The sequence below is a fragment of the Bradyrhizobium sp. SZCCHNR1098 genome, from assembly GCF_032489375.1.
GTDB lineage: Bacteria > Pseudomonadota > Alphaproteobacteria > Rhizobiales > Xanthobacteraceae > Bradyrhizobium.
In genome coordinates this window covers 1-13,860 of record NZ_JAUEXY010000024.1, presented here as the reverse complement: position 1 = coordinate 13,860, position 13,860 = coordinate 1, and the positions used below count along the sequence as shown (strand labels likewise).

Sequence of the window (13,860 nt, the reverse complement as noted above, 5' to 3'; positions counted from 1 at the left end):
GAGGAGGGACGCGACTATCTCTCGCTCAAGCTCGACGACCCTTCCTTCAACGCCCCGATCTACGCCAACCTGTTCGAGGACGAGGGCGGCGAGGGCTACACGCTCCTGTGGTCGCGGCCGCGCAAGACGGCGGAGTGAGTCCACAGAGGGCTCCGCCCGGATGACCCGGGCGGAGCCAAGGTCGGACTCTGGCTGTTGCTGGTGTGATCTCGGACCACGCCCTTCCAGCCGGGGGCCTCGCGCCGAGCAGCGTCAAGTGTGAAGCTTGACAGGCTTACGCCAATGTTGGCGGCTTCGGCTCGTGTGCCTGCTCCGCCGGAGGTGGATGCTCGATTTCCCGCCTCGTACGATCAATGAGATGCAGAGTCGTCGTTTCACCGAGCTCTTCGGCGTATGCAGACGCTGCTTCGAGGTGAAACAGCATCATCTTGCGCGAGGCTCCCAGTCGATCGGTCATATCGAAAGCGAACAGCAGCGCCGGCGAGTGTGCAATTACATAGGCTATGGTTGAAGGGATTATTCTCGGCGGAGGCTGTTTAAGCGGGAGCTTGGCCGGCGAGCCTCGACTGGCGTGATCTCGATCTAATGTTCGGTTCGCAGGGTTTGTAAGGAGCATCTTGGTAAAGGAGTTGATGCCACGAACCGGATCGGAGTGAATGACCGCGCTTGGCAATGTGCGGCTCATATAACGTTCTGCGCACCGGCACGGTATCCAAGATCTTTAGCAAGTGGAGCAGATGCTAATTGATCTGCTCGCTTGTCGCATGCAGTCGGCCCGGGTCGCTGTGAATGGCCTCCCGGAGGCAACCGCGACACCAGTAGAGTTCACCACATTCGGTGTGAACAATCTTGAAGCGGTCCGGAACGGACTCCGCACGGTATTCGTATGTCGATCCACCAGGTTGAAATAGCTGCAAAAGCCCGGAGTTTCTACAGTTTGGGCATGTCAGCAGCTCAGTCCAACGCGCACCCGTCGACATTGCGAAGCTCCTCAAGCATGACCGAGAAGAAGAGCGCAGCTCATCAGCGCCGTCTGGTCAAAATTGCTCAATTGGGTTGCGATATTGCATCAGGCTGCTGCTATGTCTTCCTTTGCCGGACCGCGCGCGACGATCTTGAGGACATCATCTGCAAGTGCACGCTGGAGCGCTTTGGCTTCATTCCATGGTGCGCGAAGCCAAACCTCTCGCTCTTCATCCGTCGTCAGGATGACCGGCATCGCCTTCGGGTGTAGCGACGACGGCGTTCGGCTCGGTCGTCAGGAAGCCGTAAACCAGGTGAGGGCCCGGGATCGGCTTGGACTTTGTTCCGCGTTCGCCCTGGAATTCAGTCCAGATGCCGGCGAAGCAGGTCAGCGGGCGATCGTCAGACGAGGCGAACCAGACCACATCCTTCTTCTTGGTCTCTGGGTTCGGTTCTGGCGCGTATTCCGCAAAGCTGTTGAAGGGCACCAGGCATCGGTTCTCGGGCTTCAGCCAGCCCCGCCAATGCGGAGACGAGGTGTTGCGGATGTTCGTCACGGGTGGCCCGCCGGTCCGTGGAGGCGGCGGCATCCCCCAGCGCATCATCAGCATCTCGCGGTCTTCTTCGTTGCCGCGAATGACGGGTGCCGGGTAGTCCGGGAAGACACCGGGCATCGGAGGAAGATTACCTTCATATCGGCGGACGACCCGAAACAGTGCCGCGATTGCGGCCTGGTTGGTGGTGATGCTGTAGAGGTTGCACATTCTAAGGCTCAGTCCGCTCCAGCGCTCGTCATTGCGTGGTGTCCATATGTGTTGAGTAGATGTGGCCCTCGGTCGTCCTGAGATCGATCTCCGCACTGCAGAAGCACTGGGATCTGCCGGACGTATTCTGGGTCGGGAGGCGGCGGCCTGCGTCCCACATCGCGTATTTCCAGGCCGTGAACGCTTTATGTCAGACCCCACTCGTCGAAATCTCCCTGAGATCGACGTGAAACGAACGACGACGAGCCTGATCCGCGGCCGCTGCCGGAGGGCAGGGCCACCACTGGCGCGGTCGCCGACATCTTCGACGCCCTGGTGGCGACACTCTCCGATACTCGCCTCGAACCTGAGCTGAAGGATCTCTTGTGGTCGACAGTCAACCTGTTTCACCGCGCCACGATGCGCATCGAGCGCGAGCTCGACGGCAATGAGCAGGCGCAGCGGACCAGCCAGCGTGAGCAGAATGGCTCGGAGGTCCGCTCCGTCGAGCTCGAACGCCTGACCTCGGAAGGACTGTCATTGGTCGAGCGCCGCAACGCCATGGAGCTGTTCCGCGACCTCGCCGCCGAGGCCTTCGAGCTGCATACGCGATCGCCCTGGCGCCCGCGATCGGGCTCGCAGGTCAACCACCGCACGCTGACGGCCGCCATGATCGACTCCCGCGACTTCCTCGCTGCCAAGCGACGCGCCGAGACCGAGGTCATGCTGCCGCAGGGGCCGAAGATCGCACTCACCGGCGGACCGGATTTCAACGATGTCGCACTCATCTGGGACCGCCTCGACAAGGTTCACGCCAAACATCCCGACATGGTCCTCCTGCACGGCGGTTCGCCGAAAGGCGCCGAGCTGATCGCCTCCAAATGGGCCGCGAACCGGAAGGTGCCACAGATCGCCTTCAAGCCCGACTGGACGAGGCACAACAAGGCAGCACCGTTCAAACGCAACGACGCCATGCTGGAGACGCTTCCGATCGGCGTCATGGTCTTCCCCGGCTCGGGGATCCAGGGCAATCTCGCCGACAAGGCCCGTCGCCTCGGTATTCCCGTCTGGACCTTTGGGAAAGGCGGCGCGTGAGCGCCGTCAACTCCTCAACGCTCTGCCGATCTCACAACGCGTCGGACGCCGCTCGAGCGTCGGCGCGACTCTCCGCAACTTTGTCCGAATCATGATGCATCTTGTTCGGATCGCGCCGCGGTGGTGGTGGAAGGCGCATCCCGTCATAGCTTTGCACGGAGGCCACCGCCATGCCCGCGATTACTCTCATCCTTGGACTGGTCAGCGTCGGACTTTTGTGCCGCGCGCTGTTTGCGCTCGCGGTTCACGCACTCCCGTTCTTCGTCGCGGTCAGCGTCGGCTTGGCGGCCCTGAATGCCGGCATTGGAATCGGGTGGGCATTTGGGGCCGGCCTCATTGCGACAGTTCTCACGCTGGCCAGCGGTCAATTTTTGTTCGCTGCCTCGCGATACATGGCGATGCGCGGGATAGTTGCGGCTGCTTTTCTCGGTCCGGCCGCTGTCGCCGGCCATCATGCGGCCAAGGGACTTGCTTTGCTTGCCGGGCCTTTAGAGGTTTTGGGCGAGATCATCGGATGGTCAGGGGCACTCCTCGTCGGTGCGGGCGCCTTGCACCAGTTGCTTGGACCCGATCTGCCTCGCCGGTTTCGGTCCGAGCAGGTTGGCGATCAGCCTCACCGTTCATCGCGGCTATGAGCCTGACGGCGCAGCCAGGCCGACCGCTGTTCTGCGTCAGATCGAGGATTGCCCAGCGGTCGAGACTGCGTAGCGCATCCGTCCGCGGATGTCTGCCTTCTTCGTTCACGCCAGCGCGTCGCCCCACGCCGAGAACGATCCCACTGCTGCTGTAGACGTCTTCCTGTTTGAAGACAGAAGGGCTTTGATCGTTAGCAGCGTCTTCGGATCGGCTACTAAAGGGTAGAAATAGTAAGCTGCTGGGCGGCAGAGCTGACGCTCTTGAATAGTTCATCAACCAAACGCGGAGCTCGAAACCGATACAATCGGGCCAGGACCAGGTTTTGGGGCCGGTCGACATCCGCGAGCGGCCGCGATGTCAGTGTCCCGTGACCGTGGACGTTGTAGGGTGGCACGAAGTTGAGAAGTGAAAACCCGAAGCCATTCGCAACCAGGCTGCGTACCATCTCGAAAGAATCGACACGGTGCGCGACACTCGGACTGAGGCCGCGGTTTCCGAATAACGATAGGAAATAGTCGCGAGTCCGTGGCTGATCGAGTAGCACCATCGGTAAGCTGACCAGATCCGACAGGGAGCAACTCTGGCTCGACGCGAGCGGATGGTCGCTCGGCAGCACCACCTGGACCGGCATCGATCGTAACGGTGAGGGGTGGAGCGTGGTAGGAATGTCGTAATCGTAGACGATGATCAGGTCGAAACTTCCGTTGTGCAATCCGTCGAGCAGCGCTTCGTGCTTGTCAGCGCGCCAGCGCATTTCGATCTCCGGATGCTTCTCTTGCAGGTCGCGCAACACCAAAGGGATCAGATAGGGCGCGATTGTCGCTAGGCATCCGATGCTGATGCGGCCCGCGGCCCGAAACGGCCCCCGCTGCGCTACGGCTTCGATCTCGCGGGCATGGAGAAGAATGTTTCGGGCGTGAGCGGCGAGATCCTGTCCCGCCGAGGTCAGCACGAGGCCGCGCGCGTGACGCCGTATGAAGAGCTGCGTCTGCAGGAACTCCTCGATCTGTGAGATCGCCGTCGAGATTGAAGCGGACGATACGTTCAGCGTTTCCGAGGCGCGTAACACGCTTTCGTGGTTCGCGGTTGCCAAAAAATACGTGAGTTGCCGCAGCGAAAGTTTGGGGACGGCCTCTCCGACCTCGATCTGGTCCTTGTATTTATCGCTCGCCAAATCGGCCTCCGTCCTTCAAAGGCTCGGCTTTCGAGCAATCCTTGCTCTGTTCTTGAGCGTCACCGCTGCAAGCTTGGGCAGTTCAAGATTTCCAAACTGATCGTGCATGTAACTATTATTGGCAGAACCAGCGCCCGGCACAATACTCGAACGCGCAAATTCCAACGACCCGCGCGAGCGGCACGAGGCAGCGATGGTTGCACAGAAACAGTTTCTCACGACGGCCTATGGCGGCTATCTCAAGCAGGAGACGCCTGGCGAGAACGTCGAACTCACTCATGTGGAGCGGGGAGCCCCGGCCGGCGAACTGCTGCGCCGCTATTGGCAGCCGATCGCGTTGACGTCCGAGCTCGGTGATGTCCCGCTCGGCTTCCGCATGTTCGGCGAAGACCTGGTGGTATTCCGCACCACCAAGGGCGAGTACGGCATTCTCGACCGGCACTGCAGTCATCGCGGCACGTCGCTCGAATTCGGCCTGCCGACCGAGGACGGACTGCGCTGCTGCTATCACGGCTGGCTGTTCGGCGTTGACGGGCAGGTGCTGGAGACGCCCGGCGATCCGCCCGGGAGCGCGCTCAAGGACCGGCTGTTCCACGGTGCCTACCCCTGCAAGGAGTACAAGGGCCTGATCTTCGGTTACTTCGGGCCGCCCGACAGCATTCCGGAGTTTCCCATCTTCGACAGCTACGTCTATCCGGGCGACAAGCTCGTGCCGTACTGCATCACCTATCCATGCAATTGGTTGCAGGTGCAGGAGAACGTCATGGACCCGGCGCACGCCGTATTCCTGCACACCCGCGTCACCTTCTCGCACTTCTCCGACACCTGGGGCGAATTGCCGGTGATGGACTTCGTCGAGACGCCGACCGGCATGATCTACGTCACCACCCGGCGCTGGAAGGACAAGGTCTGGGTCCGCTCAAACGACATCATCATGCCGAACCTCGCGCAGGTAGGGCACATCTGGGAGGATGGCCAGGACGCCAAGCAGTTCGGCCGCGTCGGCATCACCCGCTGGACGACGCCGATCGACAACACGACCTGCAAGGTGATCGGGTGGCGGCACTTCCACCCCGAGGTCAATCCACGCGGCATCGGCAAGGAGGAGGATTGCGGCCTGGAGAAGGTCGACTTCTACGGCCAGGGCGCCGGCGGCTCATTCGAGGAGCGGCAGCGTCTGCCCGGTGACTACGATGCGATCGTCACCCAGCGTCCGATCGCGCTCCACGCGCTCGAGCACCTGACTTACTGCGACAAGGGCGTGGTCATGCTGCGCAAGCTGCTGCGCCGCGACATCCGCAAGGTCGCCGCCGGCGAGGAGCCGCCGCGCTCCACGCTCCGTTCCGGTGGGGTGATCCCGACTTACTGCCACGACACCGTGTTGGCGATCCCGCCGATCGCCGGTGTCGACGATCTCGAGCTGCAGGAAGAGATCGGGCGCCGTGTCACCGAGATCGTGACCGAGGGCGATCATCACGTCGCCGACGATCGTCATGAAACCGTGCGCAGGCTTCTGAGCGAGTACGAAAACACCGTCGCATCGCAGGCAGCGGCCTGATCTTCAGGGGCAGGGAGATTTCGAACGTGTCGAGCAAAAGTCCTATTCATCCCGGCGTCGTGGCCTGGACTGGTGAAAACCCCGGTATCTATCTGAAGGACACGCAGGACGGTCCGTGGACCGGGTTGATGTGCTTCTTCCGCATCTTCTACTCCGCGTACGGCATGGGTAGCGGCATCGTCGTGCTGGATCAGCCGGGCGTCGCCAAGGGCCGTCCCGAAGTCGACAATTTCTGCATCAGCGACAACGAACCGCTCGCCAAATATCTGGTCGCCGAGTTCTTCTCGAAATTTGCATCTTTCCGGGTGTCACCTGGTATCGGCGCGGTGACGCAGCTGCCGATGATCGAGTGCCGCCGCGAAGGCAGTACGCTGTCGACCTATTCGGAGATCGTGCGCAGCGCCGATGTCGAAGTGGTCGCGACCTGGTCGAAGCTCAGCGCTCCCTACGCGGTCGATATGCCTGCGGAAAATGGCCCGACCAAGATCCACCAGATGTACAGCCTGTTCCTCGACGCGGGCGAGGGCTCGGTGACCATCAACGGCCGCCCGCTGGCCGGCAATGTGATGCAGCGCGATTTCGCCGGCACGCGCAAGAGCACCGCGTTCCTCGCGTTTTCCGAATCCTGGATGCAGGTCTAGCGCGCGAAGGAGGACCGATGTCCGACGCCTTGCAGTTTCTCATCAGTGGACTGGTGGTCGGCAGCATCTATGGGCTGATCGGCGTCGGTTTCACCTGCATCTACAACGTAACCGGCATCGTCAATTTCGCGCAGGGCGATTTTGCGATGGTGGGCGCGATGAGCGCGATCGCGCTGAACGTCGCGGGCGCGCCGCTGTGGCTGGCCATCCTGCTCGCTATCGTGATCACCTGCGCGGTTGCGGTGCTGATCGAGCGCATCGCGATCCAGCCCGTCCGGGGCGATGTGATGCGCGGTATCATCGTCACTATCGGGGTCGGGGTCGTGCTGCAAGGCATCGCCGCGATTATCTGGGGCACCGACGCGCAGCCGATGCCGGCGTTCTCCGGCGAGAAGCTGATCCACCTGCTGGGCGCAACGGTGATGCCGCAGTCGCTGTGGGTGATCGGCATCGGCATCGTGGCGATGGGCGGCCTCGATCTGCTGTTTCGCCGCACCTACCTCGGCCAGATGTTCCGGGCCTGCGCGATGAATCCGTTCGCGGCGCGACTGGTCGGCATGAAAGTCGAGACCATGAGCCTGGTCGGCTTCGTCATGTCGGGAGCGCTCGGTGCGATCGCCGGAATCGTGATCGCGCCGATCGCGTTGACCCAGTATGACACTGGCCTGCAACTCGGCATCAAGGGCTTCGTCGCCTGCATCGTCGGCGGCTTCGGCGGCCCGATCGGCGCCGCCGTCGGCGGCCTCGTGCTCGGCGTGCTCGAGGCGTTCTCCGCAGGCTACGTCAGCTCGGGCTACAAGAACGCGATCGCGTTCGCACTGCTGCTCGGCTTCCTGCTGTTCCGTCCCGGCGGCCTGCTCGGCGACTATGATCGGGTGCGCGCATGACGTGGTGGCGCATCCCCGCTCTGATCATCGCTCTCCTGGCCTGCGCTGCGACCGGCAACGGCTACCTGGTCAGCCTGCTGGTGGTGATCGGCCTGCAGGCGCTGCCCGCCATCGGGCTCGCGCTGATCGCCGGCTTCACGGGCCAGATTTCGCTCGGCCACGCCGCCTTCTACGGACTCGGAGCCTATGGCGCTGCGCTGATCGGCAAATGGCTCGGCATTCCCGCTTGGCTCGATATCCTGCTATCGACCGCCGTGGTGGCCCTGCTGGCCTGGGCGATCGGCTGGCTCGTGTTCCGTCTCAAAGGTCACTATCTGGCGATGGCGACGCTGGCGTTCGGTATCATCGTCCAAATCTGCTTCGTCGAAATGCACGGCGTCACCGGAGGACCGGATGGGCTGACGGGCATCGCGCCGCTCGGCCTGTTCGGGTTCACCCTCGGTAACGATTTCGCCATGCTGCCGGTCGTGTGGCTGGCGACGATCGCCGCGATCCTCGGCGCGCAGAATCTCGTGGCGTCGCCGACCGGCCTCGCGATGCGGGCGATCTCGGAAAACGAAGCCACGGCGCGTTCGGTCGGTAACGACGTGCAGTCGATCAAGCGCTTGGTCATGATGGTCAGCGGCCTGTTCTGCGCACTCGGCGGCGGGCTCTACGCTCACTACATCGGCTATCTCAGCCCAGGTCCGTTCGACGTCGGCTTCTCGATCAAGCTGCTGCTGATGGTGGCGATCGGCGGTTTCGCCGATGTCTGGGGCGTGCTGATGGGAGTCATCTTCATCACCTTGATTGGCGAACTGCTGAAGCCGCTCGGCGCGTACGACATCGTGGCCTATGGCGCGTTGCTGGTCATCAGCGTGATCCATTGTCCCGACGGATTGTTGCGTGGCATCGCGACGCTGGCGTTGCGTGTACGGCGGACGGGCACGGTGGGGAGCACGAGATGAGCGGTTCGCTTCTCTCAGTCCAGGCCGCGTCGGTGCAGTTCGGCGCCTTCCGCGCGCTCACCGACGTCAGCTTCGACGTCGGCGCCGGCGAGCTGGTCGCGCTGATCGGTCCCAACGGCGCCGGCAAGACCACGCTGCTCAACGTCCTCTCCGGCGAGATCACCCCGCAGACCGGCTCGGTACGGTTCGACGGCCAGACGATCACCGGCGAAGCGCCGCACGACATCGTCGCCCGGGGATTGGCACGCACCTTCCAGGCTGCCGAGCCGTTCCAGCGGCTGACGGTGCGCGAGAACGTCATGGTGGGCGGCGTCCCGCGCCATCGTCTCGGGCTGTTGCCGTCGATGATCGGCCGCGGCGCGGAACTGCTCGACCACGGCGTACTGCGGCGCGAGGCCGATGCGCATCTCGCCGCGGTCGGGCTGCGCGAGCTCGCTGATCAGTCGGCGTCGATCCTTACCGCGGGGCAGCGCCGGCTGCTCGGCATAGCGCGGGTGCTCGCCTCGGGCGCGCGGATGCTGGTGCTCGACGAGCCCGGTGCCGGCCTGAACGATCTCGAAAAGCGCGCGCTCGGCGATATCATCCTGTCGCTCTCCCACGCCGGCAAGACCATCCTGTTCATCGATCACGACATGCCGCTGGTGAGCCGGCTGGCGCAGCGCATCCTGGTGCTCGACCAGGGCCGCATCATCGCCGACGGCGAGCCGGCAGAGGTACGTCGACATCCGCGGGTGCTCGACGCATATCTCGGCCGCCGCGACAGCGCGCCGACGGCGCCGAAGGTGGTCCGCGCCGTCGCGCCGCCGCTGCTCGAGATCGCCGGCCTCGACGTCCACTACGGCGGTCTGCGAGCGCTGGATCGGGTCTCGCTCGGCGTCGGTCGCGGAGAAATCGTCGCCCTGGTCGGCGCCAATGGCGCCGGCAAGAGCAGCCTGCTGCGGGCGGTCGCCGGCGTGGAAGCCTGCACCGCCGACAAGATGACGTTCGACCAGGTCGAGCTGCGTCGCGTCGCGGCGGACCGGCGGGTCGCGAGTGGCATCAGCCTGGTGCCAGAGGGGCGCGCGCTGTTCGGCTCGCTCACGGTCCTGCAGAACCTCGCCGCGGGCCGCTACGCACTGCGTCGAATGCGGGGCTTTCATCATGTGATCTGGCGCAGCGCTGCGGAGCGGCGCGGCTTCGAGCAGCGGCTGGAAACCGTGTACCAGCTGTTTCCGGTGCTGAAGGAGCGTGCCGATCAACTCGCCGGAACGCTCAGCGGCGGCCAGCAGCAGATGGTGGCGATCGGCCGCGCCTTGATGGGCGAGCCCAAACTGCTGATGCTCGACGAGCCGTCGCTCGGGCTGGCGCCGCAAGTGCTCACCGAGATCCTGCGCTGTGTCGAACGGCTGCGCGACCAGGGTCTGACGATCCTGCTGGTGGAGCAGAACGTGACCGCCGCGCTGTCGATCGCGGATCGCGGCTACGTACTTGCCAACGGACGCGTCGTCGCGGAGGGGCCGGGACGGACGCTGCTGCAGGACCGTCACCTCACCGAGGCTTATCTCGGGTCGTACGAGGCAGAACCGGACGGCGCCGACGCAGGCCGCAGCGCCGTCGCGATCAACGGAGGCTGATTTGTCCGAGCATGACCCGGCCGCGATCGCGCGCCCAGCCGAGACCAGCCTTCACCCTGCGGACCGCGCCGCACTGGCGCGGATGCACGCGGTACGACCGGTCTGGCGCGGTGTAACCTCTGCGCAGGACGTCATCGCGTTCCCGGACCGGACCATCCTGCATGCCGGACCGCCGGTGCGCTTTGGTGCGATCGCGGAGCCGATTCTCAACAGCGCCGTGATGGCGATCCTGTTCGAAGGTTGGGCCAGGGACGAAACGTCGGCCCGCACGATGCTGACGCACGGCGAGGTGCAACTGGCGCCGGCGCAGGATTTCAGCGCGACGGTGCCGCTCGCGGCGGTGCTGTCGCCCAACATGGCGGTGCAGATCGTGGCCGACGCCGCCGATGCGGCGAACACCACGTATAGTCCGCTCAACGGCGGCATGGCGCTGGCGCAGCGGCTGGGGCTGTGCAGTCGCGACGTGCTGACGCATCTGCGCTGGATGAACGGTAATCTCGCCGCGACGCTGGAGATCGTTGCCGACGACGATATCTCTCTGATCGAGATCGCCGACCGCGCGCTGATGGACGGCGACGACTGCCATTCGCGCACGTCGGCGGCCACCCGCCGGCTGATCGAGCTGATCGCACCGCGGCTCGGCGGCGACACGCCGGAGCGCCGATTTCTGGACAGGGCCTCTGCGTTCTTCCTCAATCTCTGGATGGCGGGCGTAAAGTGCATCGCTAATGCCGGGGTGGGCGAGGGCAGTAGCCTCGTCACCGCGCTTGGCAGCAACGGCGTCGATTGCGGCGTCAAGCTGGGTGGCAGCGGCGAGCGTTGGTTCGTCGCACCGGCTGAGCCACCCGAAGGCAATCTGCTGCCAGGATTTCAGAGCAGTGATCGCCTCGGCGCGATCGGCGACAGCGCGTTGGTCGACGCCATGGGCTTCGGCGCCATGACCGCAGTCTCGCTCCCGCAGGCCGGCGGGCCCTCCAGCGATTCAGCAGACTTGCTGCCCGCGGTTCATCGCGGATTCGAGCGCAGCGGGATCAGGATCGGAACAGTCGCCCGCGCCGTCGCAAGAGGCGGCACGCCGCTCGATATCGTGCTCGGCATTCTCGATCGCAGCGGACGCAACGGCCGCATCGGCGGCGGGATCTACCGGCCGCCGCTGCAGCCATTCGCCGCCGCGGTCGATTCGCTCGCGCTCCCACGACCTTCCTAACCCAGGGGATCTGACGATGAATACCAAAGCCATGCTGGTTGCGCTGATGCTCGTGATGGCCACCACCGCCGCACGCGCGGACGACACCATCAAGATCGGCGGCCTGCTCGAAACATCCGGGCCGCTCGCCTCGCTCGGCCAGCCGGGACTCGAGGGCGCGATGCTCGCCATCGAGCAGATAAACGCCAAGGGCGGCATCGCCGGCAAGAAGCTCGAACTCGACAACGTCAACACCGAGGGCGACAACACCAAGTCGGTCACCGCTGCCAAGCGGTTGCTCGAACAGAGCGGAGTAGTCGCGCTGGTCGGGCCGATGAACAGCGGCTCTTCCTACGCGATTGTCGACACCGTCCAGAATGCGTCGACACCCATGATCTCCAACGGCGGCTCCCGCGGCATCGTCCTGCCAGCGCAGGACAAGAAGTGGCTATTCCTGTCGCCGCTCACCGACGTGTTGGTGCAGAGCGTGATGATGACGGACATGCAGAAGCGCGGAGCCAAAAAGATCGCAGTGCTGCACGCTGACTCGCCGTTCGGCACCAGCGGTCGCGACCAACTCGTCAAGAATGCGGAAACATTCGGCCTGACGATCGTCGGGCAAGAATCCTACGCCAATTCGGACAAGGATATGACGCCGCAGCTCACCAAGATCCGCAGCGCGCAGCCGGATGCGGTGGTGATCTGGGCGACCGGTCCGGGGCAGGCGATTGCGGCGAAGAACTACCGCCAGCTTGGTTTCACCGCTCCGCTGTATATGTCTCACGCGGCCAACGACTTCAATTTCCTCCGGCTGGCCGGCGGATCGGCCGACGATGTGCTGATCCCGTCGTCGAAGATCTACGTGATCGAATCGCTCAAGGACTCTGATCCGCAGAAGGCCGCGCTGCAGAGCTTCGTGACCGATTACCAGAAGAAGTATGGCAAGCCGCCGGCGACCTTCGCGGGCAACGCCTACGATGCCGTCAACATGATCGCCACCGCGATCGGAAAGGCGGGCGCCGACCGCGCCAAGATCCGCGATGCCATCGAAGGGATGAAGGACTATGTCGGCGTGACCGCGGTGTACTCCTATGGCCCGGACGACCATTTCGGTGCCAAGGCCGACAGCGTCGTGATGCTGACGGTGAAGGACGGCAAGTTCTCTCTCGCACAATAAGCGCGTGCATCCGATAGGAGTGAACCGATGCCGACTGTTTCTCTCATCTTTGTGGATGGCGACCGCGCCCACGTCGAGGCGAAGTCCGGCGAGACCATTCTCGCCGCCGCGCGCCGCGGCGGAATCGCGCTCAGCTCGGACTGCGAGGTCGGCGACTGTCAAACCTGCCGGGCGACGTGCCTGGGCGGCGATCTGGACTACGAAGAAGGGGCCTCGGTGTCGCTGTCGCAAGACGAGATTGACGCCGGCGAGATGCTGCCCTGTGTTGCGCTCGCCCGTAGCGACGTGCAGATCCAGTTGCCCTATGAGCGCGCCAAGCTGATCCCGGCGAAGCCGTTTTCGGCGAAGATCGAAAGCGTCGAGCGGCTGAGCGCGTCGGTGGTCCGGGTCGTCTCTCGGACGCTCGGACTGTCGCCGATCAGGTTTTTGCCGGGCCAGTACGTCAATCTCCAAGTGCCGGGGACGGCGGAATGGCGCTCCTACTCGATGGCCAACTCTCCCAGCGACGATCGCAGCTTGGAGTTTCTGGTCCGTCTGATCGACGACGGTGCGATGTCGCGCCATCTGACCGAGCGCGCCGTGCCCGGCGATGTTGTTCAATGCCGTGGCCCGCAGGGTGTTTTCTATCTGAGGTCCAGCAATCGGCCGGTACTGATGGTGGCGGGAGGCACGGGCGTCGCGCCCATGGTGTCAATGCTGCGGCAGATGAAGGCGACCGGCGAAAACCGCGAGGTCACGCTGTGCTTCGGCGTCAATACCGCCGGTGATCTGTTTTTCCTCGACGAGCTGCGCGAGCTCGCGCACGCCATCCCCAAGTTCGATTTGCGGATCTCGGTCGCTACGGGGCCTTGCCCAGCCGACGTCAGCCAGGGGGGGGCGACCGACCTGATTGGGCGACGATCTTTGGATGGACACGATGTCTATCTATGCGGCCCGCCGGCGATGACCGACAGCGCGCGCCGCGTCACAATCGAGCTGGGCGCTGCTCCCGACAGCATCATTGCCGAGCGGTTCGTGGCAGCCGGCGTCCCAAAGCGAGCAGCCTAGCTACCGAGGATGAGCCACGTCGTTCTGGAGCTTGCGACCCACCGCGGAACGATCTTTTCCAGCCCAAGGCATTGGCTGATAGGCGTGAGGCATCTCTCTGGAAACGGGACTGAAACCGTCACGCGCTTTTCTTGTCGCCGGCTTCTGATCGTACGCTTGGCCTGTCCGCCGTCTTGTGCGGCCGCGGCTCACC

At 64.0% G+C, this 13,860-nt stretch carries 12 protein-coding genes and 3 pseudogenes; 12 read left to right on the top strand and 3 right to left on the bottom strand.

The annotated features are described in order from the left end of the window. The coding region (locus QX135_RS32360) for a DUF736 family protein (protein WP_315745548.1) at window positions 1-138 on the top strand (138 nt) is incomplete at its 5' end. 136 nt (window positions 139-274) lie between these two features. Here the strand turns inward: QX135_RS32360 and QX135_RS32355 are convergent. Beyond that, complete coding sequence (locus QX135_RS32355; protein WP_315745536.1) at window positions 275-685, bottom strand: hypothetical protein; 411 nt, start codon at window positions 683-685, stop codon at window positions 275-277. 384 nt (window positions 686-1,069) lie between these two features. Next, window positions 1,070-1,727 (bottom strand): annotated as a pseudogene (locus QX135_RS32350) (SOS response-associated peptidase). 237 nt (window positions 1,728-1,964) lie between these two features. Here QX135_RS32350 and QX135_RS32345 point away from each other — a divergent pair. Together QX135_RS32345 and QX135_RS32340 are read left to right on the top strand one after the other, a co-directional pair. Continuing rightward, window positions 1,965-2,801: pseudogene (locus tag QX135_RS32345) on the top strand (DUF2493 domain-containing protein); the annotation flags it as partial. 170 nt (window positions 2,802-2,971) lie between these two features. After that, window positions 2,972-3,436 (top strand): hypothetical protein, encoded by a 465-nt coding sequence (locus QX135_RS32340; RefSeq protein WP_316197095.1) that lies wholly within the window; start codon window positions 2,972-2,974, stop codon window positions 3,434-3,436. Window positions 3,437-3,651: 215 nt separating this feature from the next. On the opposite strand, the gene QX135_RS32335 is transcribed toward QX135_RS32340, so the two are convergent. Next, window positions 3,652-4,611, bottom strand: coding sequence for a LysR substrate-binding domain-containing protein (locus QX135_RS32335; RefSeq protein WP_315745539.1), 960 nt, complete (start codon window positions 4,609-4,611; stop codon window positions 3,652-3,654). A 193-nt stretch (window positions 4,612-4,804) separates the two neighbouring features. Here QX135_RS32335 and QX135_RS32330 point away from each other — a divergent pair, with 193 nt between their 5' ends. The 9 genes and pseudogenes from QX135_RS32330 to QX135_RS32295 all read left to right on the top strand — a co-directional run bounded on the left by QX135_RS32330 (window position 4,805) and on the right by QX135_RS32295 (window position 13,667). Beyond that, complete coding sequence (locus QX135_RS32330) at window positions 4,805-6,169, top strand: aromatic ring-hydroxylating dioxygenase subunit alpha (RefSeq protein ID WP_315745541.1); 1,365 nt, start codon at window positions 4,805-4,807, stop codon at window positions 6,167-6,169. 26 nt (window positions 6,170-6,195) lie between these two features. Then, window positions 6,196-6,810 (top strand): hypothetical protein, encoded by a 615-nt coding sequence (locus QX135_RS32325; protein ID WP_316234487.1) that lies wholly within the window; start codon window positions 6,196-6,198, stop codon window positions 6,808-6,810. A 17-nt stretch (window positions 6,811-6,827) separates the two neighbouring features. Then, window positions 6,828-7,697, top strand: coding sequence for a branched-chain amino acid ABC transporter permease (locus tag QX135_RS32320; RefSeq protein WP_284417321.1), 870 nt, complete (start codon window positions 6,828-6,830; stop codon window positions 7,695-7,697). Next, window positions 7,694-8,644 carry a branched-chain amino acid ABC transporter permease gene (locus QX135_RS32315; RefSeq protein ID WP_315745543.1) on the top strand — a complete coding sequence of 317 codons (951 nt, stop codon included), beginning with the start codon at window positions 7,694-7,696 and terminating at the stop codon, window positions 8,642-8,644. Before QX135_RS32320 ends, QX135_RS32315 begins: the two co-directional genes overlap by 4 nt. Beyond that, a pseudogene (locus tag QX135_RS32500) lies at window positions 8,641-9,168 on the top strand (ABC transporter ATP-binding protein); the annotation flags it as partial. The gene QX135_RS32315 and the pseudogene QX135_RS32500, both read left to right, overlap by 4 nt. After that, entirely contained in the window at window positions 9,160-10,257 is a 1,098-nt protein-coding gene (locus tag QX135_RS32310) for an ATP-binding cassette domain-containing protein (protein ID WP_410052530.1), read from the top strand. The pseudogene QX135_RS32500 and the gene QX135_RS32310, both read left to right, overlap by 9 nt. Before the next feature lie 220 nt (window positions 10,258-10,477). Next, on the top strand, window positions 10,478-11,464 hold the full coding sequence (locus tag QX135_RS32305) for a DUF1116 domain-containing protein (RefSeq protein ID WP_316197094.1): 987 nt from the start codon (window positions 10,478-10,480) through the stop codon (window positions 11,462-11,464). 16 nt (window positions 11,465-11,480) lie between these two features. After that, complete coding sequence (locus tag QX135_RS32300) at window positions 11,481-12,620, top strand: ABC transporter substrate-binding protein (protein WP_315745546.1); 1,140 nt, start codon at window positions 11,481-11,483, stop codon at window positions 12,618-12,620. Window positions 12,621-12,647: 27 nt separating this feature from the next. After that, window positions 12,648-13,667 (top strand): 2Fe-2S iron-sulfur cluster binding domain-containing protein, encoded by a 1,020-nt coding sequence (locus tag QX135_RS32295; protein WP_316197093.1) that lies wholly within the window; start codon window positions 12,648-12,650, stop codon window positions 13,665-13,667. Window positions 13,668-13,860: the final 193 nt, after the last annotated feature.